The organism is Rhodoferax sp. RT4P68 (assembly GCF_056521305.1).
This window is the reverse complement of sequence record NZ_JBWMBB010000013.1, coordinates 80,864-100,246: the sequence shown is the minus strand read 5'-3', so window position 1 is coordinate 100,246 and position 19,383 is coordinate 80,864. Positions and strand designations below refer to the sequence as shown.

The 19,383-nt window shown below is 67.9% G+C and carries 19 protein-coding genes; 7 read left to right on the top strand and 12 right to left on the bottom strand.

Annotated features, from left to right (window positions below; translation table 11 throughout):
* The first annotated feature begins 100 nt into the window (after positions 1-100).
* Positions 101-2,593 carry an EAL domain-containing protein gene (locus tag AC099J_RS24385; protein WP_479617886.1) on the top strand — a complete coding sequence of 831 codons (2,493 nt, stop codon included), beginning with the start codon at positions 101-103 and terminating at the stop codon, positions 2,591-2,593.
* Here the strand turns inward: AC099J_RS24385 and AC099J_RS24380 are convergent, their stop codons facing one another.
* On the bottom strand, positions 2,594-3,586 hold the full coding sequence (locus tag AC099J_RS24380) for an NADPH:quinone oxidoreductase family protein (protein ID WP_479617885.1): 993 nt from the start codon (positions 3,584-3,586) through the stop codon (positions 2,594-2,596).
* 140 nt (positions 3,587-3,726) lie between these two features.
* Here AC099J_RS24380 and surE point away from each other — a divergent pair, with 140 nt between their 5' ends.
* From surE to rlmD, 5 genes are all read left to right on the top strand, one after another.
* Positions 3,727-4,503 carry a 5'/3'-nucleotidase SurE gene (gene surE / locus AC099J_RS24375; protein ID WP_479617884.1) on the top strand — a complete coding sequence of 259 codons (777 nt, stop codon included), beginning with the start codon at positions 3,727-3,729 and terminating at the stop codon, positions 4,501-4,503.
* Complete coding sequence (locus AC099J_RS24370; protein ID WP_479617883.1) at positions 4,503-5,276, top strand: protein-L-isoaspartate(D-aspartate) O-methyltransferase; 774 nt, start codon at positions 4,503-4,505, stop codon at positions 5,274-5,276. The genes surE and AC099J_RS24370 overlap by 1 nt, the downstream gene beginning before the upstream one ends.
* Positions 5,277-5,289: 13 nt before the next feature.
* Positions 5,290-6,249, top strand: a complete 960-nt coding sequence (locus tag AC099J_RS24365; RefSeq protein WP_479617882.1) for a peptidoglycan DD-metalloendopeptidase family protein — start codon at positions 5,290-5,292, stop codon at positions 6,247-6,249.
* Entirely contained in the window at positions 6,246-7,238 is a 993-nt protein-coding gene (rpoS, locus tag AC099J_RS24360; RefSeq protein WP_479617881.1) for an RNA polymerase sigma factor RpoS, read from the top strand. The genes AC099J_RS24365 and rpoS overlap by 4 nt, the downstream gene beginning before the upstream one ends.
* 62 nt (positions 7,239-7,300) lie before the next feature.
* Positions 7,301-8,707, top strand: coding sequence for a 23S rRNA (uracil(1939)-C(5))-methyltransferase RlmD (gene rlmD, locus AC099J_RS24355; RefSeq protein ID WP_479617880.1), 1,407 nt, complete (start codon positions 7,301-7,303; stop codon positions 8,705-8,707).
* A gap of 82 nt (positions 8,708-8,789) precedes the next feature.
* Here the strand turns inward: rlmD and AC099J_RS24350 are convergent, their stop codons facing one another.
* Together AC099J_RS24350 and AC099J_RS24345 are read right to left on the bottom strand one after the other, a co-directional pair.
* Positions 8,790-9,179 (bottom strand): hypothetical protein, encoded by a 390-nt coding sequence (locus AC099J_RS24350; RefSeq protein ID WP_479617879.1) that lies wholly within the window; start codon positions 9,177-9,179, stop codon positions 8,790-8,792.
* A 106-nt stretch (positions 9,180-9,285) separates the two neighbouring features.
* Positions 9,286-9,984 carry a Bax inhibitor-1/YccA family protein gene (locus AC099J_RS24345; protein WP_479617878.1) on the bottom strand — a complete coding sequence of 233 codons (699 nt, stop codon included), beginning with the start codon at positions 9,982-9,984 and terminating at the stop codon, positions 9,286-9,288.
* A 191-nt stretch (positions 9,985-10,175) separates the two neighbouring features.
* On the opposite strand from AC099J_RS24345, the gene AC099J_RS24340 reads away from it, so the two are divergent.
* Positions 10,176-10,583: a GlcG/HbpS family heme-binding protein gene (locus AC099J_RS24340; protein WP_479617877.1), complete on the top strand. Its 408-nt coding sequence runs from the start codon at positions 10,176-10,178 to the stop codon at positions 10,581-10,583.
* Between the two features lie 177 nt (positions 10,584-10,760).
* Here the strand turns inward: AC099J_RS24340 and hemP are convergent, their stop codons facing one another.
* The 9 genes from hemP to AC099J_RS24295 all read right to left on the bottom strand — a co-directional run bounded on the left by hemP (position 10,761) and on the right by AC099J_RS24295 (position 19,380).
* Positions 10,761-10,982 carry a hemin uptake protein HemP gene (gene hemP / locus AC099J_RS24335; RefSeq protein ID WP_479617876.1) on the bottom strand — a complete coding sequence of 74 codons (222 nt, stop codon included), beginning with the start codon at positions 10,980-10,982 and terminating at the stop codon, positions 10,761-10,763.
* 89 nt (positions 10,983-11,071) lie between these two features.
* A complete protein-coding gene (locus AC099J_RS24330; protein WP_479617875.1) occupies positions 11,072-11,482 on the bottom strand; it encodes an ExbD/TolR family protein in 411 nt (136 codons plus the stop codon).
* 1 nt (position 11,483) lies between these two features.
* Positions 11,484-12,203, bottom strand: a complete 720-nt coding sequence (locus AC099J_RS24325) for a MotA/TolQ/ExbB proton channel family protein (RefSeq protein ID WP_479617874.1) — start codon at positions 12,201-12,203, stop codon at positions 11,484-11,486.
* 29 nt (positions 12,204-12,232) lie between these two features.
* Complete coding sequence (locus AC099J_RS24320; protein ID WP_479617873.1) at positions 12,233-12,946, bottom strand: energy transducer TonB; 714 nt, start codon at positions 12,944-12,946, stop codon at positions 12,233-12,235.
* Positions 12,947-13,072: 126 nt separating this feature from the next.
* Positions 13,073-13,363, bottom strand: a complete 291-nt coding sequence (locus AC099J_RS24315) for a (2Fe-2S)-binding protein (protein ID WP_479618004.1) — start codon at positions 13,361-13,363, stop codon at positions 13,073-13,075.
* A 113-nt stretch (positions 13,364-13,476) separates the two neighbouring features.
* The gene (locus AC099J_RS24310; RefSeq protein WP_479617872.1) at positions 13,477-14,610 is read right to left on the bottom strand and encodes an alpha-hydroxy acid oxidase; all 1,134 of its coding nucleotides are present in this window, start codon (positions 14,608-14,610) and stop codon (positions 13,477-13,479) included.
* A complete protein-coding gene (locus tag AC099J_RS24305) occupies positions 14,610-15,293 on the bottom strand; it encodes a Fe2+-dependent dioxygenase (RefSeq protein WP_479617871.1) in 684 nt (227 codons plus the stop codon). Before AC099J_RS24305 ends, AC099J_RS24310 begins: the two co-directional genes overlap by 1 nt.
* A gap of 109 nt (positions 15,294-15,402) precedes the next feature.
* The gene (locus tag AC099J_RS24300) at positions 15,403-17,709 is read right to left on the bottom strand and encodes a TonB-dependent receptor (protein ID WP_479617870.1); all 2,307 of its coding nucleotides are present in this window, start codon (positions 17,707-17,709) and stop codon (positions 15,403-15,405) included.
* 264 nt (positions 17,710-17,973) lie between these two features.
* Positions 17,974-19,380, bottom strand: coding sequence for an efflux transporter outer membrane subunit (locus AC099J_RS24295; protein WP_479617869.1), 1,407 nt, complete (start codon positions 19,378-19,380; stop codon positions 17,974-17,976).
* Positions 19,381-19,383: the final 3 nt, after the last annotated feature.

The window sequence follows — 19,383 nt, the reverse complement described above, 5'->3', positions numbered from 1 at the left end:
TCGGACGGACAACCCGCGCGGCGGGCGTAGCAGGAGAGAGTCGTGTCCAGCAGCACTGAGGTTCCATCGCGCATCCAGCATCACCGCGGGTGGCACCGCCATGGGTGAGCCATTTCACCTCGCGGGCCATGGCTCGAAACTGCGATTGGAGGGCAACCTGGGGGTCCCGGCCGACCTGATCGCGGTTTTAGAGACCCTGCCCGTGCTGGTGTGCTGCCTGGATATCGGCGCGACGCTGCCCATCCTCTACTGGAACCGGGAATGCGCACGCTGCTCGGGCTACAGCGCCGAGGAGATCGTGGGCAACCCCGGTGCGCTGGAGCTGCTGTACCCGGAGCCCTTGTACCGCGCGCGCAAGGAGGCGGACTATCTGCAGCAGGGGGCGAGCTTCCGCGACCTGGAGTGGACGCTGGACAGCAAATCGGCCGGCAAGCGCCGCATCGCCTGGTCGTCGATCGAGGCACTGGGCGGCCCCGACGGCCCGCGTTGGTGCATCGGCCTGGACATCACGGCGCATTCCGATTCGCACCGCCTGCTGCGTGACCGCGACAAGCTGCTGGGCTCGGTGTTCCGGCATCTGCCGGACATGGTCTACCTGAAGGACGGCGAGGGCCGCTGGTTGTTGGCCAACCCCACCGCCCGGGCCGTGCTGGGACTGACCGAGCAGCCCCGCTACGGCCAGTTCAGCCTGGATGTGTCCGATGCCGCCGAGCCGGGCAGCATGGACCTGCGCCACAGCAGCGCGCTGACCGAGGAGGCGACCTGGCAATCCGGCCGCATCTCCCATGCGCAGGAGGCCAGCGACGACGGGCAAGGCAACCTGCGCTATTACGACGTGATCCGAGTGCCGACCTTCGGCCGCCGTGGCCAGCGGCTGCACCTGTTGGTGGTGCGGCGCGACGTGACCGACCAGCGCATTGCCGCCACCAAGCTCGAACTGGCCGGGCGCGTGCTGGAGCAGAGCACCGACGGCATCATCATCAGCGAGGCGGACAACCGCATCATCATGGTGAACGCCGCGTTCACCGAGATCACCGGTTACCAGGCCGATGAAGTGCTGGGCCGTGACCCGAAGTTCCTGGCCTCGGGCCAGCACGACAAGGCGTTCTACGCGCAGATGTGGAGCGTGCTGGCCGAGCAGGGCCGCTGGAGCGGGGAGATCTGGAACCGGCGCAAGAACGGCGAGGTCTACCCGCAGTGGCTCAGCCTGTCGGCGCTGCGCCAGCGCGCGACCGACGAGATCACGCACTACGTGGCGGCGTTCTCCGACCTCAGCTCGCGCAAGGCTGCAGAAGAGAAGATCGCCTATCTGTCGAGCAAGGACGTGATCACCGGCCTGCCGAACCGCGCGCAAGCCGGCCTGCAGGCGGGCCTGGCACTCAAACATGCCGCGGCCAACGGTGACCGTGTGGCGCTGGTGGTGATCGACGTCGACAACTTCAAGAACCTGAACGATTCGCTGGGCCACAGCGCTGGGGACCAGCTGCTGCGTGAAATTGGCGCCCGTCTGGGCACGCTGGCGCGCGAGCGCACCATCATCGGCCGGCTCAGCGGTGATGAGTTCATGCTGCTGCTGCCGGGGGTGCACAGCACGACCGAGGCGGCCCATGCCGTGCGCGAGCTGATGGACGTGGTGGGTCAGCCGGTGGTGCTGGGCGACGTGCCGGTGAACGTCTCGATCTCGGCCGGCATTGCCATGTTCCCCAGCGACGGCACCGATTTCGACACCTTGTTCGGGCGCGCCGATGCCGCCATGTTCGCGGCCAAACGCAACGGCCGCGCGGCCTACCAGTTCGCCAGCGCGCTGATGAACGAGGCGGCGATTGACCGGCTGCAGATCGAGGCCTCGCTGCGCCGCGCCATCGAGACCGAAGGGCTGCGGCTGGAATACCAGCCACTGGTCCACCTGGCCAGCGGGCGCATCGTGGGTGCCGAGGCCCTGTGCCGCTGGGACGACCCCGAGCGCGGCTCGATCCCACCGGGGCTGTTCATTCCCATTGCGGAGGACTGCGGCCTGATCGAGGCCCTGGGCGGCTGGGTGCTGAAGACGGCGGCGCAGCAGTTGCGCCAGTGGCACGACGCGGGCTATCCCGAACTGATGATGGCGGTGAACCTGTCGGCGCGGCAGTTCCAGCGCGGCGTGGTGCTGCAGCAGGTGGAGGCGGCGCTGGTGGCCTCGGGCATCGCGCCCGACCGGCTGGAGCTGGAGCTGACCGAGTCGGTACTGCTGCACGACGGGGACGCCGTGATGGCCACATTGCGCCGCTTGAAGGCACTGGGCATCAAGCTGGCGATGGACGACTTCGGCACGGGCTATTCCAGCCTGGCCTACCTGCGCCGCTTCAAGTTCGACAAGATCAAGATCGACCAGTCTTTCGTTTGCGACCTGATCGAGGACCCGGACAACGCCGCCATCGTGCGCGGCATCATCTCGCTGGCCCAGAGTCTGGGCTTGAACGTGCTGGCTGAAGGTGTGGAGACCGACACCATCGCGCAGCGGCTGCGCCACCTGCAGTGCACTTACGCGCAGGGCTATCTGTTCGCGCGCCCGCTGCGGCCTGATGCCTTTCTGCAGCGGCTGCGCACCGCCTGATCAGGCCGGGTTGACGAGCACCAGTTTGCCCATCACGCCGCGCGAACCCATGCGCTCGTAGGCAGCCTTGAGTTCCGCCATGGGCATGGTGCGGTCGATCACCGGCTTGATCTTGCCTTGCGCGTACCACTGCGCCAGCTCGGCCATGGCGGCGGCGCTGGCCTTGGGCTCCTGCTTGGAAAACCCGCCCCAGAACACGCCCACGATCGAGGCGCCCTTGAGCAGCATCAGGTTCAACGGCAGCGTTGGGATCGGGCCGGACGCGAAGCCCACCACGAGGTAGCGGCCGCGCCAGGCGATCGAGCGGAAGGCGGGCTCGGCAAAGTCGCCGCCGACCGGGTCGTAGATGACGTCGGGGCCCTTGCCGTCGGTGAGCTTCTTGATCGCATCGCGGAAGCCGCCGGGCAGGCTGTCGCGCGTGTAGTTGATGGTCTCGTCGGCGCCGATGGAGCGGCACAACGCGCATTTCTCGTCGGTCGATGCGGCGGCGATCACGCGCGCCCCGACGGCCTTGGCGATCTGGATCGCCGAGGTGCCCACGCCGCCGGCCGCACCCAGCACCAGCACTGTTTCGCCGGCCTTCAGCTGGGCCCGGTCCACCAGCGCGTGGTGCGAGGTGGCGTAGATCATGATGAAGGCCGCCGCATCCACGTGCGGGAAGTTGGCCGGCAGCGGCATGCACTGCGCCGCGGGGGCCAGCGTGTGAGTGCCGAAGCCGCCGGTGCCCGACAGGCAGGCCACGTTCTGGCCCACCGTCAGGTGGTGCACGCCTTCGCCCACGGCCTCGACCACGCCGGCGTATTCGGATCCGGGAACGAACGGCAGTGCCGGCTTGTTCTGGTACTTGTTCTGCACGATCAGCAGATCGGGAAAGTTCAGGCTGGCGGCATGGATGCGGACCAGCACCTGGCCCGCACCGGGGGTCGGCGTGGGCAGTTCCTTCCAGGTCAGCGCGTCCACGCCAACGGGGTTTTCACATAGCCAAGCATGCATCGATGTCTCCTTCTGGTGAGCTGCAAATGTGGCGGGATCATAGGACCTGAGCCCCCTCCGACGTCCCGTCGAATGTCCCTGTCGTGACCATGTTGCGCGCGCAGGTGCCCCCCTACAATGCGCGCATTCCGAGCGAGACCATGAAAATCCTGATCTGCAACGACGACGGCTACCAGGCGCCCGGGGTGGCTGCGCTGTACGAGGCGCTGAAAGACGTGGCCGAGGTCGAGGTCATCGCCCCCGAGCAGAACAACAGCGCCAAGTCCAACGCCCTGACGCTGCATGCGCCGCTCTACGTGCACCAGTCCTCCAACGGCTTTCGCTATGTCAATGGCACGCCTGCGGACTGCATGCACATCGCGCTGACGGGCCTGCTGGGGTATCGGCCCGACCTCGTGGTCTCGGGCATCAACAACGGCGCCAACATGGGCGACGACACCATCTACTCAGGCACCGTCGGCGCGGCCATGGAGGCCTACCTGTTCGGCGTGCCCGCCATCGCCTTCTCGCAGACCGAAAAGGGCTGGCAGCACCTCGACGCCGCGGGAGCGACCGCCCGCGCGCTGGTGGAGCAACTGATGCGCCAGCGCGTCATCGACGGCACGCCCTGGCTGCTCAATGTCAACATTCCCAATCTGCCGTTCGAGCAGTTGAAGCCGGCGATGGTCTGTCGCCTCGGGCGTCGGCATGCAGCCGAGCGCGTGATCACCATGGACAGCCCGCGCGGCGAGACGATGTATTGGATCGGCGGCGCCGGCGCGGCCAAGGATGGCGCGGAGGGCACGGACTTCCACGCCACTGCGCAGGGCCACGTGGCCATCACGCCGCTGCAGGTCGATCTGACGGACCACCCGCGGTTGGCGCTCTGGGCCGACGTCGCGGCGGGCGTCTCGGCCGCGCACGCTTCGGCACACTGATGGCCGACCGGCCCACCTTCCCCGCGCGCCTGGACCGCGGCATGGTTGCCACGCCGGTCAAGCCGCGGGTTGTGGCGGCACGGCCCTCAGCCGGCCCCGCAGCGGCACCGACTGCGGTCCGACCCGACTTCAGCGCCATGCGTGCGCGCATGGTGCGCCGCCTGGTTGCGACAGGCGTGCATTCGCCTGCCGTGCTGCAGGCGATGGGCACGGTGGAGCGTGACCGCTTCGTCGACAGTGCGCTCGTCAACCAGGCCTATGAAGACACCAGTCTGCCGATCGGCCTGGGGCAGACCATCTCCAAGCCCGCGGTGGTCGCGCGCATGTGTGAACTGCTGCTGGCGGCAGACCTGTCGCGCCAGGCCAAGCCTGCGCGCGTGCTCGAGATCGGTACCGGCTGCGGTTACCAGGCCGCCGTGCTCGGCATGCTGGCGCGCGAGGTCTACAGCATCGAGCGCCTGCGCGGCCTGCACGAGCGCGCGCGCGAGAACCTGCGGCCGTTTCGTCTGCCCAACGTCCATCTGTTGTTCGGCGACGGGATGCTGGGCTATGCCAAAGGTGGGCCCTATGCGGCCATCATCGCGGCGGCGGGTGGCGAGGCCGTGCCGCAGGCCTGGCTGGACCAGCTGGCCGTGGGTGGCCGCCTGGTCGCGCCGGTGGCCGGCGTCGGCGGTCAGCAGGCCCTCATCGTGATCGACCGGACACCCCAGGGCCTGCGTCAGCAGATGCTCGAGGCCGTTCATTTTGTCCCTTTAAAATCTGGCGTTGGTTGAACGGAGCTTGTTTATGGGTGTGTTGAAGGTTCGGCAGTTGCACATGGCGCTGGCGCTGGGGATGGCGCTTGCGTTGGGCGCCTGTGCGAGCCGCGCTCCGGTGCGTGGCGCGCCGGTCGAGAGCCTGGGCACCAGCGCGGGTGAGGCGGCGGTGGCCGCGGGCACGCCAGCGGAGACGCCGCGTCCGCCCGACCCAAATGCCGGCAAGCCTGGTTACTACACGGTCAAGCTGGGCGACACCTTGATCCGCATCGGCCTGGACAGCGGGCAGAACTGGCGTGACATCGCGCGCTGGAACGCGATGGACAACCCCAATCTGATCGAAGTCGGCCAGGTGCTGCGTGTGGTGCCGCCAGTCGCGCTCGCCACTGCGGGCCCTGCAGCAACCGCCTCCGAAACCGGCGTCGTGTCGCGCCCCGTGGCACCGGCGAGCAGTGTGTCCGCCGCACCGTTGGCACCCGCGAGCGCGGCCAGCGCCTCCAAGCCGGCGAGCACGACCGTGGCCATGGCACCACCGGCTGTCGCGGCCTCGGTGCCAGCTCCGGCAGCGCCGGCAGCGGCCCCGGCGGCCCCGCCGGCGAGCTCCGGTGGCGACGACGAGATGGCGTTCATCTGGCCGGCGTCCGGCACCATGATCAACGGCTTCGACGAGGCGCGCAACAAGGGCGTCGACTTGGCCGGCAAGTCCGGCGATGCCGTGCTGGCCGCCGCCGACGGCAAGGTCGTCTACGCCGGCGCTGGCCTGCGCGGCTATGGCAACCTGATCATCCTGAAGCACAACAACACCTATCTCACGGCGTACGCGCACAACCAGTCCTTGCTGGTCAAGGAAGACCAGACGGTGCGCAAAGGCCAGAAAGTGGCCGAGATGGGCAACAGCGACGCCGATCGCGTCAAACTGCATTTCGAGATCCGTCGCCAGGGCAAGCCTGTCGATCCGATGAAGTACCTGCCACCACGCCCGGCGCCATGAAGAAGCGCAACGCATCCAGCTTGACCTTACGGCAGGATGCGTTGAGTGCGGCAGCGGATGGCGCGCCGCAGGACATGCCGCCATCGGACGACGGCGCTGTACGTGAAGCCCTCCTCGACGGTGTGGCAGTAGACAGCGAATCCAGCGACATCCTCACGATGTACCTGCGCGATGTACGGCGCACGGCGCTGTTCACGCCAGCTGAAGAATTCGAGGCCGCCACACGCGCGCGCGCCGGCGATTTCGAGGCGCGCCAAAGCATGATCGAGCACAACCTGCGGCTGGTGGTCAGCATCGCCAAGAACTACCTGGGCCGCGGCGTGCACCTGAGCGACTTGATCGAGGAGGGCAACCTCGGCCTCATGCACGCCATCGACAAGTTCGAGCCCGAGCGCGGCTTCCGTTTCTCCACCTACGCCACGTGGTGGATCCGCCAGTCGGTCGAGCGCGCCGTCATGAACCAGGGCCGTGTCATCCGCCTTCCGGTGCACGTCGTGCGTGAACTACAACAGGTGCTGCGGGCCCGCCGCACGCTGGAGAACGACGCGGCCTTCGTCGCCATGCGGCCCGAGGGCGTGCGGGTGGACGACATCGCCGCGCTGCTCGGGCGCGAGGTGCAGGACGTCGCCGACCTGCTGGCCATGGCCGAGACACCACGTTCACTGGACGCCACGATGGACCGTTCCGAGGACGGCGGCACGCTGGCCGACAGCCTGACCGACGATCAGGCGCCAGACCCCTCCATCGTGACGCAGGCGCACGAGGTCGAGCACTTGCTGGAGAGTTGGATCTCGGCGCTGTCCGCCCGCGAGCGCGAGGTGCTCGACGGCCGCTTCGGCCTGCACGACCGTGAGCCCGAGACGCTGGATACCTTGAGCGAGCGGCTCGGGCTGACGCGCGAGCGCGTGCGGCAGATCCAGAACGAGGCGCTGCGCAAGCTCAAGCAGCAACTGGCCCGCAACGGCGTGACCAAGGACGTGCTGCTGTAGGCATGCGAGGCGACGCTGGCGCACGCGGCAGGTGCGTGCGCTGCTGCTGAGACAATCCGGGCATGAGCGATGCCCGGATCCCCCCTGAAGAATTCCCGACGACCTGGCTGGACGTCACCTCCCTTGACCTCGAAGCGCAGGGCGTCGCGCGACGCGAGGACGGCAAGGTGGTGTTCATCGAAGGTGCGCTGCCCTTCGAGCGCGTGAGCGCCAACGTCTACCGCAAGAAGAACCAGTTCGAGCAGGCGACGCTGGGCCAGATCCAGCGCGAGTCGTCACAGCGCGTGCGGCCCGCGTGCCCACATTTCGGCCTGCACGAGGGCGCCTGCGGGGGCTGCAAGATGCAACACCTGCACATCGGTGCGCAAGTTGCCGTCAAGCAGCGCGTGCTGGAAGACAACCTGTGGCACCTGGCCCGTGTACGGCCCGAGATGATGCTGCGCCCGATCGAAGGGCCGGCCTGGGGCTACCGCGACCGCGGTCGGCTGTCGGTGCGCCACGTGCGCAAGAAGGGCGAGGTGCTGGTCGGCTTTCACGAACGCAAGAGCCGCTACGTGGCCGACATGCGCGAATGCCGTGTGCTGCCGCCGCACGTCAGCGCCATGCTGCTGCCGCTGCGCGCGTTGATCGGCGCGATGGACGCGCGCGAGACCTTGCCGCAGATCGAACTGGCGGTGGGCGAGGGCGTGACGGCGCTGGTGCTGCGCCACATGGAGCCGCTGAGCGCTGCCGATCTGGCCCGGCTGCGTGCCTTCGCACCGGCGCACGGCGTGCAGTGGTGGCTACAGCCCAAGGGGCCGGACAGCGTGCACCTGCTGGACGAGGGCGGCACGCCGTTGGCGTACCTGCTGCCGGAGTTCGGCATCCGCATGCCGTTTCGCCCGACCGATTTCACGCAGGTCAACGCGCACATCAACCGGGTGCTGGTGCACCAGGCCATGCGCCTGCTGGACGTGCAGCCGCACGAGCGCGTGATCGATTGGTTCTGCGGCCTGGGCAACTTCAGCCTGCCGCTGGCCACGCGGGCGCGCCAGGTGCTGGGTGTGGAAGGCAGCGAGGCGCTGGTGGCGCGCTCGCGCGCCAACTACGCCCTCAACGCCGCTGAGCGGGGCAACTTCGGGCCGCTGGCGCCCACGACGTTCGCGGCGCGCAACCTGTTCGAGATGACCGCCGAGCAGCTGGCCGAAGACGGCACCGCCCAGAAATGGCTGATCGACCCGCCGCGTGAGGGCGCACATGCTTTGGTGCAGGCGCTGGCGATCCTGCAGGCGGCCAATGCGGAGCGCATCGGTTGGGCGCCGCCTTCGCGCATCGTCTATGTCAGCTGCAACCCCGCGACGCTGGCGCGCGATGCGGCGGTGCTGGTGAACGAGGCGGGCTACCGCTGCGTCGCGGCGGGCGCGGTGAACATGTTCCCGCACACGGCGCATGTGGAGAGCATTGCGCAGTTCGAGCGCGTGGTTGGCTAAAGGGGGGCTGAGGGCCAGCTGGCCCCGGCCGCGTTGGCGCTTCCGGCGGAGCGGGCCGAGGGTTGGCCGTTCCTCGGCGGCCTCAAGAGGCCTTGTCCCGGCTGCTGCGTCGGTCCTTGGCGTCCGGTGCGGCCTTGTCCCGGCCGCTGGCCACCGCCTCCTCTTCCGCCTCCGACGTCGCGGTGGGAACCACGGATTTGGTGCCTTCGATCTTGTTCTCGCGCATGTATTCGTCCATGTCTTTCCAGCCGGCGAAAACTGCGGCGCGAGGCGCTTTGGGGTTCAACGTGTAGCAGTCTTCCAGACCGCGCTGCGCGTGGCGGCAGCCGCCGCCTGTGGCCTTGGCTTCGGCTTCGCGCTGAAGAACCTTCGGGTCCGGGTAGATGCCCGGAATCTCACAGCCCGAGAGCAGCACGACCAGCACGGCCGCGCCAGCTGCGCGCAAGGTGTAACGGGAGGAACAACAGGCCATAGGTTCATTATCGGCACTTGGCCCGTGCTAATAAAGCCCGTTTTTGGCCCGAAAGCTGCAAAAGAAAAAGGCCCCGAAGGGCCTTTTGCGGGGAGAGGCGCGTTGATCAGTCGCGCTCGCCGCCGGCGATACCGAGCAGGGCCAGCAGGCTCTGGAACACGTTCAACAAGCTCAGGTACAAGGCCAGCGTGGCGCTGATGTAGTTGGTCTCGCCGCCGTCCATGATGCGCTTCAGGTCATAGAGCATGAAGGCACTGAAGATGCCGATGGCGGCGACCGACAAGGCCATCATGCCGGCCGTGGAGCCGACGAACACGTTGATGATGCCGCCCACCATCAGCACGATGGCACCGACGAACAACCACTTGCCCATGGCCGACAGATCGCGCTTGATCACGGTGGCCAGGCTGGCCATGGCCAGGAACACGCCTGCCGTGCCGCCGAACGCCGTCATGACGAGATCAGAGCCGTTCTTGAAGCCCAGCACCATCGCGATCATGCGCGACAGCATCAGGCCCATGAAGAACGTGAAGGCCAGCAGCACCGGCACACCGGCGGCGGAATTCTTGGTCTTCTCGATGGCGTACATGAAGCCGAAAGCTCCACCCAGGAACACCACCAGGCCCAGCCCGCCGCTCAGTGCCGCCGTGATGCCGGTGGCCACGCCGATCCACGCGCCCAAGACGGTGGGCAGCAGGCTCAGCGACAGCAGCCAATAGGTGTTGCGCAGTACCTTGTTGCGTTCCTCTTGCGAGGCGACGTAGCCGAAACCGGCATTGTCATAAGTGCGGACTTGATCGTTCACTGAAAGCTCCTTCGTTGCCATGGCTGGCAGATGGGGAAATTCTAGGAGCAATCAAGTGCCCAGGAGGAAATACCACACGGCCAGCTGCCTATATTCAGTAGGGAATTCTGGCGGCCGAGCGCTTTGCCCACCTGGGCCCGCTGTCGCTGGGCAGGGTTTATGCTCGCTCCCTTTCCAACATCTTGCCCGCCATGAAGACCAAGTCCTTTCTCGAACTCGCCGACCTCAAGCTGATCGCCGCTGCCGCCGAGGCAGAAGCCCTCAAGAACGCCTGGGCCGTGACCATCGCCATCGTCGACGACGGCGGCCACCTGCTATGGCTGCAGCGCCTGGACGGCGCGCCGGCCATCTCCTCGCACATCGCCCCGGCCAAGGCCAACACTGCCGCCATGGGCCGGCGCGACAGCAAGGTGTATGAGGACATCGTGAACGGCGGCCGCGTGGCGTTCCTGAGCGCACCCGACCTCAAGGGCCTGCTGGAAGGCGGCGTCCCCATCATGAAGGACGGCCACTGCATTGGTGCCGTCGGCGTCAGCGGCGTGAAATCCAACGAAGACGCGCAGATCGCGCGTGCCGGCATCGCCGCCATCGGCCTGTGATGCGCGCAGCGGGGCAGGCCCCCGCTGCCTGCCGCCACAACGACAGAGCCGGCCCAAGTGGCCGGCTTTGTGTTGGTGGGTGTGGGAAAAAAGCTTGGCTAGTCGGGCACGCCCGTTGGCTAGCAAAAACGACCCCTGGAGACTGCGATCAGCCTTTGAGTCGCCCCACGATGAAACCTATTTGGTCAGGATCAGCTTGCCCAGCTTGGTGGCCTGCAGGCGGTAGATGAAACCGTTGTGCTTGATCTCCACCGTCTTGCGCCCCTGCAGCAGCGCCTGGCTGTCGACGCTCAGTGCGTCGGCGGCATTGATGCGCGCGACGCCCGCCAGCTGATCACGCTGCGTGGCGACGGCGGTGCCTGCCGACATCAGGGTCAAGGTGGGGGAGGCAGCGTGCATGGTCTGGGTTCCTCTCGGTTGCGATGGAGTGAATGATAATGATTCGCAATTGAAAGTCAAGAGTACCGGGTTGATTTACCCTGGCTGCGTCAGGGTTGGGGTTCGGTGATGAAGCCGATCTTGCGCACACCGGCCTGGCGCGCCGCCGACATGGCCAGTGCCACGCGCTCGTAGCGCACCTCTTTGTCGCCACGGATGTGCAGCTCGGGCTGGGGGTCCTTGCTGCCTTCGGCCTGCAGGCGGGGCAACAGCTCGGCGTCCTCGATACGGCTTTCGTTCCAGAAGTAGCTGCCGTCGGCCGCCACGCTCAGGCGCACGGTCTCGGGTTTGGTGTCTACAGGTTGGTTGGTCGCGCGCGGCAGGTCGATGCTGACCGAGTGCTTCATGACCGGGATGGTGATGATGAAGATGATCAGCAGCACCAGCATGACGTCGACCAGCGGCGTCATGTTGATCTCGTTCATCACCTCATCGGGTTCGTCTTGCGTGCCGAAGGCCATGTCAGCCGCCCTTCTTCATCGGCACGATGTTGGCCGGGCCGTTCGACGATGCGACGCGGGCCCCGGTCACAAAGTAGGCGTGCAGGTCGTGGGCAAAGCTGTTGAGCTTGGTCAGCACGGACTTGTTGCCACGCACCAGCGCGTTGTAGCCCAGCACCGCGGGGATGGCGACCGCCAGACCCAGCGCCGTCATGATCAGCGCCTCGCCAATGGGGCCGGCCACCTTGTCGATGGTCGACTGGCCCGACAGGCCGATGGCCAGCAGCGCGTGGTAGATGCCCCAGACCGTGCCGAACAGGCCGATGAAGGGGGCCGTGGAGCCAACCGACGCCAGGATCGCCAGCCCGGCCTGCAGGCGCGCCGTGAACTCGTCGATGTTGTTGCGCAGCGAGCGCGTGACCCAGTCGCTCACGTCCAGGCTGTCGTGCAGATGGGCCTTAGTGTTGCGGTGGTGCGCGGTGGCTTCGCGGCCTTCCTCGGCCAGGCGCAGGAAGGGGTTGGACGGATCGGTGCCCAGCTTGTGCAGGCCAGCCGCGAAGTCTTCGCTGTGCCAGAAGGTCTCCGACCCACGCGCCAGCTTCTTGTATTTGATGACGTCCAGCGCCTTGATGATGATGACGATCCACGAGGCCAGCGACATGGCCAGCAGCAGCACCGCCACCCCCTTGGTCACGAGGTCCCCTTGGTGCCAGACGTTGGCAATGCCGAAATGCGATTCCATGAACTACTCCAGAGATAGGAAAAACGAACTTATTCGAGGACGAAGTTGACCGGCGCCTCATACCACATGGCCTGCACCACGCCGTTGACCTTGCCCGGCACGTAGCGGCATTTCATGACGTAGTCGGTTGCCGCGCGGTCCAGGCGCTCGAAGCCGCTGGAGCGTTTGATCTCGGCCCGCTCGGGCGCGCCGTCGGTGCCGATCAGCACGCGCACCACCACCTTGCCCTGCTCGCCCAGGCGCCGGCTGATGGCCGGGTACACGGGGCTGGGGTTTTGCAGGTAGGCCGCGTCCGTGGATGGAAGCTGCACACGCGGCGGCGCCGGTGGGGCCGGCGGCGGCGGTGCAGGTTCGGGCGCCGGGGCCACCGGCTGCTCGATCGGCGGCAGGGGGGCGGGTGGCGTCGTCACACCGACCGGCGCCGCGGGGGCAGGGGTCGGGTCCTGGATCGCCATCGGCCTGGGCGCGGGGCGCGGCGCCGGCGCCTTGGGCCGCACGACCGGCTCGCGCGGCGGTGCCGGTGGGGCGGGCGGTGGGGGTGGCGGCGGTGGTGGTGGTGGCGTGGGCTTGGGTGGGTCGATGAACTCGCTCAGGATCTCGACCGGCACCACGACCTCTACCGCCCGCAGCAGCAGGCCGCTCTGCAGCGCCCACAAGGCCGCCGCATGGAACAGGACGACGCTGCCGGCAATGACAACATTGCGGCTGAGGACGCTGGGAGGGGATGACATGCGCGAGGCCATGGTGCGAAAGAAGGTGATCAGAGCAGGAGGGCGCGCACATCAAGCGGGGCACCCGGTGCGCACCGGGCGCCCGGCCCGGGCACGGCTAGCGGCGAAAGATCCAGCAGGCCGAGCCGATGACCAGAATCAGGCTGCCGCCGAGTGAGAGGAATTCCATGCTCTACCTTCCAAGGTGGTTGTGGCGAGCTGGGACAGGGGGGCATCGAGACCGCGCTGGTCGGGCTCGATGGCGCAGTGCAGGGCGGCCATGGGGTGGGTGCGGCTGCACTGCTCCACGACCTCGCGTGCGCAGTCTTCACAGTTGCCACATTGGGTGGCGACGCCCAGTTCGAGCTGGATGTCGTCGAACCCCCGGCCGGCCCGTACAAAGCGGACGATATCGCGGTCGGAAATCCGGTGGCACACGCAGACGATCATGGCGGTGAAGGCTCGGGATGGCTGGCTGTTGATGACAGCGCCAATTATAAATGCGAATCCGTCGCATTTGATTAACTTCGACGGTAAGCCACCGAGCCGCAGGGTCATCGGCCTCAGCGTGGCGCATGTCCCACATCCCACAGCAGGCCCGGGCCGCAATCGGCCAGCGTGGCGCAGCCGCACAGCGCCATGGCGATCTCGAGCTCGTCGCGCAGCAAGCGCAGCACATGCGCGACGCCGACCGCGCCCGCATTCGCAAGCCCGTGCACATACGGCCGGCCGATCAACACCGCCCGCGCGCCCAGCGCCATCGCCTTCAGTACGTCGGTGCCTCGGCGGATGCCGCCGTCCACCAGCACCGGCAGCTGCGGGCCGACGGCCTCGACGATGCGCGGCAGCAGCGTTGCGGTGGCGGGCACCGTATCCAGCGTGCGGCCGCCGTGGTTGGAGACGATCAGCCCTGCCACCTGCATCGCGGCAGCCTGGCGCGCATCGTCGGCGTGCACCACGCCCTTCAGCAGCAGCGGCAGCCGCGTGATGGACTGCAGCCACGCCACGTCGTCCCAGGTGGGGGCATGGGCCAGCAGGCCGTCGAACAGCGCGCTCTGGCCCGGCGCCAGCCGCAGTGGCGGCGTTGGCGCCAGCCCGGCCAGGTTGACCGCCGCCGCATCCGTCGGCACACGAAAGCCGGCGCGGCGTTCGCGGTCGCGCGCACCACTGGTGGGGGCATCGACCGTCAGCACCAGCGCCTCGTAACCGGCGTCTTCGGCCCGGCGCACCAGCTCGCGCGTGAACCCGCGGTCGTGTTGCACGTACAGCTGAAACCACAGCGGACCGCGGCCGCGGTCGTGCCCGATGGCAGCGGCCACGTCTTCCAGCAAGGTGCTGGCCTGCGTGCTCAGCACCAGCCCGGCGCCCAGCGCGGCCGCAGCATGGGCCACGGCCAGCTCGCCATCGGCATGCGCCATGCGCTGAAAGGCCACCGGCGCCAGCAGGATCGGATGTGCCAGCGTGCGGCCCAGTAGCTCGACCCGGGTGTGGCCACCGGCCAGCGGGCGCAGCACGCGCGGGTGCAACCGCAGCGCGTCCCAGGCCGCGCGGTTGGCACGCAGCGTGATCTCGTCGCCGGCACCGCCGCTGAAGTAGGCCCAGGCGTTGTCGTCCAGCCGCGTGTGGGCGTGGGCCTCGTGGTCGGCCAGCGTCACCACGCCGGCAGGCAGGCTCTCGACGGCGGGCGTGGCCGCCATCAGGTGTCCACCCACATGCGCAACAGGTTGTGGTAGGTGCCCGTCAGCGCCACGGCGGCAGGCGTTTCGCCGTGGTCGCTGCGCAGGCGGCGGATGCTCTGGTCCAGCTCGTACAGCAGGCGGCGCTGCTCGTCGCTGCGCACCATGCTTTCGATCCAGAAGAAGCAGGCCAGCCGCTCGCCGCGCGTCACCGGCAGAACCTGGTGGACGCTGGTGCCGGGGTACATGACAAGGTCGCCGGCCGCCAGCTTGATGCGCTGCTCGCCAAACGTGTCCTGCACCACGAGCTCGCCGCCGTCGTAGTCGGCCGGATCGCTCAGGAACAGCGTGCACGAGATGTCGGTGCGCACGCGCATGCCGGTGTCGGGTGCGTAGCGCACGGCGTTGTCGACGTGGTTGCCGTAGGCGTTGGTGGCGCCGCTGTAGCGGTTGAAGCGTGGCGTGAACACGCGCTTGGGCAGCGCTGCGGCGAAGAAGGTGGGGTGCCGGTCCAGCGCTTGCAGCACGGCTTGGCGTGTGCTGCGCGCGGCCTCGTGGTCATGCGCCAGTTGCTGGTTGTTCTTGACGGTGGCGGCCTGCGCGCCGGCCGAGGCGCGGCCGTCGTCCCAGGTAGCCTCGAGCAGCCGCTGGCGCACCGCGCGCACCTCGTCGGAACTGAATACTTGCGGGATCTGCAGCAGCATGGCGGGCCCGGTGGAATCAAAAAAGCCGACCTCGGGGAGGTCGGCTGCAAGTGAATCGAGTGTAGCAAGGCGGCCTGGGCCGCCAGTGCCCTGGGCCGCCCGTGCTCGGTCAGAACTTCGCAGTCAGCGCCATCTGGTACAGCCGGCCTGGGCCGGGGATGTAGTGGCCGCGGTACAGCGCGTTGCCATAGAGCTTGTCGCCGACGTTGGACACGTTGGCCTTCAGCGTGAAGGTGGGGTTGAAGGTGTACTCGGCCATCAGGTCGACCGTGGCGTAGCCAGGCGCTTCCCAGGACGGTGCCGTGACATCGGGCGCCGCCTGGCCGCTGCGGAAGTTGACGCCGCCGCCGACGCGCAGGGCGGGCGTGACCTGGTAGGTGCTCCACACCGCGCCGCTATGGCGCGGCGACAGGCCGGGGCGGTCGCCCACGCGGTTTCCCACCGTGTTGGCGGTGGAAGCGGCCACGTCGACCTTGGCAATCGGCATCCACATGTACGACAGGTACACCTCCCACTTCGGGGTCACGCGCCCGGTCAGGTCCAGCTCGAAGCCGGCCGTGTGGCGCTTGCCGGACAACAGGAACTGGGTGGCCGCGGTGTCCGGGTCGGTATTGCGCTCGTTCTTCTTGGTCGAGCGGAACAGCGCCAGGCGGGTCGTGAAGCGCTTGTCGGCCGAATCCAGCTTGGCGCCGATCTCGATGTTCTCGCTCTGCTCGGGCGGCGTGTTGGCGCTCAACGCGCTGTACGAGTAGGTATCGCCCGAGGTGTTGAACGAGGTGCCGTAGGAGATGTGGAACGAGTGTAGATCGTTGGGCTGAAACAGCACACCCACGCGCTTGCTCAGCTCGTTGACGTCCTGCTGGTAGGCCGTGGCGATGGCGATCGGGGTCGCCGCAGTGGCCGGGTTGCTGTAGATGCCGTAGTCGCCCTTCATGCGGTCATAGCGCAGGCCGGCCAGCACCTTCCAGTGGGGCGCCACCTGCACCAGGTCCTGCGCGTAGATGCCGAGCCCTTTGGAGGTGAACTCGTTGTTGGGCCGCAGCACGCGGCTGCCTTCATCGATCCAGGCGCCATCGTCGGGCGTGCCGGCAGTGGTGTTGGGCTTGGTCAGGTTGACACCGCCCTGGGCCGCGTTGCGCAAGGCGTAGACCGCCTTGCGTTCATGCGAAAAGTCCACGCCCGCCAACACCTCGTGCTTGAGGCCCAGGGCCGCAAACTTGCTGCTGTAGTCGGTTTGCAGGTAGGTGCCACGGACGTCCTGGATCTTCGTCTGCGTTCCGCGCGTGAACACGGTGTTCGGGCCGAAGTTGCTCAAGTCCACGGCCGCGCCGTTGAGGGCCGCGTTGCCGAAGCGCACCGTGCCCGCACGCTGGTCGCGCGAGAACTTGCCGGTGCGAATGGCCGTTTTCAGCTCGCTGTCGCTGCTGAAGCGATGCGTATGGCTCAAGGTGACGTGCTTGGCGATGCCGCGGTTGTAGTCGCTGGCCATGCCGTAGTAGGCGTCCGGGCTCAGGCTGGAGATGATCGTGTTGGCCGCCGACGTGTCGCTGGCGTTCGGTTTGATCCACGGCAGGCCGTAGTTCATGCGCGGGTTGTCGTTGTCCAGATAGAACAGGTTCAGGGCGAACTCGTCGCGCGTGCCGATGCCGAAGCGGTATCCCAGCGCGATGCCGCTCTTGTCGATGCCGCTGCCGGCGCCGTTGTTGTCGGCCTTGGTCGTCATGGCGTTGATGCGCAGGGCAGCGTCTTCGCCGGTTTTGAAGTTGAAGTCCCCCAGCAGGCGCCGGTAGTTGTGGTTGCCCAGCGTGGTGGTGGTCTCGTGCTCATTCACCAGGCGTGGCTGCTTGCTGACCTGGTTCACCGCGCCGCCGGTGGAACCCCGACCGAACAGCATGGACGCCGAGCCCCGCAGCAGGTCGATGCGGTCCAGGTTGAAGGTGTCGCGGTCGTAGAACGCCGGGTCACGCATGCCGTCGATGAAGATGTCGCCCGTGGCCGCCAACGAGAAGCCGCGCAGGCGGATGTCTTCTTCGCCGCCTTCGGCCGCCAGGAAAGTCACGCCGGCGGTGTTCTGCAGCACGTCCTTCAACGTGTCCAGATTGCGATCGTCGATCAGCTTTTCCGTGACGACGGTGACCGACTGCGGAATGTCACGCAGCTGCTGGTTGCCCTTGCCGATGGTGGAGGTGGTGGCGCGCACCGCGTCCTTGCCCAACTGCGCCTCGGCGCGGTCCTTCACCACGACGGTGCCGAGCGTCTTGTCGGCAGCGCCCTGCGCCCAACTGTTGACCGAGCTGGCCAGCAGCAACGCGCCCAGGGGCAACAAGGCCTTGGACGAAGCGGCCAATGGGAGGATGCCCAGCGCACGCAGGGTGCGGCTGGGCTTGAAGCGAGTGGTTGGAGCGGTTGACGACACGTGAATATTCCCCCTGAGATACGAATGGATGACGACGCCGGGCGCGTGTTGCGTCCGGCGCCTCGGGCCGACCTGGCGACGGGCTTGGTTCGTCGGGAATTATCACTAATACAAATCGCTCGCATTTAGATTTGCACCCAAATCGTTGCGGGAGCACAACGGGTCGTGCTGCGGCAGCGCTCTGCAGCGGAGCGGGGCTGAACGTTAAAGACGGGGTCGGCGCATGGCCGGTGATCGGACGGGCCGCCGCTGCAGCGCCGCGCGTCAGAGCGTGGGTCGCACCCAGCCGCCGCCCAGCGCTTTGTAGAGGTCCACGGCCGAAGTCAGCCGCGCCAGCCGCTGCTGGGCCAGGCCGTCCTGCGCCGAAAACAGCGTGCGCTGCGCATCCAGCGTGGTCAGCAGGTCGTCCACGCCTTCGCGGTAGCGCAGCTCGGCCAGCCGCAGCGAACGCTGGGCCTCGTCGCGGATCGCCTGCTGCGCCACCTCCTGGTTGCGGTCGCGGGCGATGTTGGCCAGGCTGTCTTCCACTTCCTTCAACGCCACGTGGATGGCCTGGCGGTAGCTCTCGACCAGCACGCGCCGCTGCGATTCGGACAGCAGCACCTGGTTGCGCAACCGGCCACCGTCGAACAGCGTCTGCGCGATCGACGCCGTCAGCCCGACGCTGAACGCCGGGTTGGCCAGCGACAGCAGGGCCGTGCTGGCCAGGCCGGTGGAGCCCGACAGCTGGATGCTGGGCAACAGCGCGGCGCGCGCGGCCGTCACGTCGGCATCGGCCGCCTGCAGCTGCGCCTCGGCGCTCGCCAGATCGGGCCGGCGCAGCAGCAGGTCAGACGGCAGGCCAGTGGCCACGGCCGGCACGGCCAGCGCGTTCAGCGGCATGCCGACGATCTGGAAACCCTGCGGCGAGCGCCCCAGCAACAGCGCCAGGGCCGATAGCGTCTGGCGCTCCTGCACCTGCAGCGGCTCGATGGACGCGCGCTGGCTCAGCACCGTCGTGCGCTGGCGCGACACGTCCAGGGCCGAGGCGGCGCCGTTGTTGTAGCGCGCCTGCACCACCTTGAACACGCGCTCGGCGATCGCCAGGTTCTCCTGCGCAATCGCCAGCCGCACGCGCAGCGCCAGCACCTGGAAGTAGGCGTTGGCCACGCCGCTGGCCAGGCTGAGCCGCACGGCCTGCTGGTCGTAGCGGAAGGAATCGAGCGAGGCCCGGGCGCCCGTCACACCGGCAGCCAGCCGGCCCCACAGGTCGATCTCGTAGCTGGCCGACAGCGACACGCCGGACGAGCGGGCGGTGTTGCCGCCGCTGCCGCCGTTCCCGAGTGCCTCGGTGAAGCGGTCGGCCGTGCTGGCGCCGCCGCTGAGCGAGGGGAACAGCGTCGCGCCAGCGTTGCGCACGGCCAGCTCGGCCTGGCGCACGCGCTCGGCGGCGATGGCCAGGTCGGTGCTGCCGGCCGTGGCCTCGTCGACCAGACGGGTGAGCTCGGGTGCAGAGAACGCGTTCCACCAGTCGGGCTGGATGGCATCGGCGCCGACTGGCGCCTCGCTGAAGGCGGTGGGCAAGGCCGGCGTCTGGCGTGGTGGCTCGTGCGGTGGTGCGGCGCAGCCGACCAGCAACGTCATCAGCAGGGCTGCCGCAGCGGGGCGGGCGAGAGTAGAGGGCAAGCGCATGCG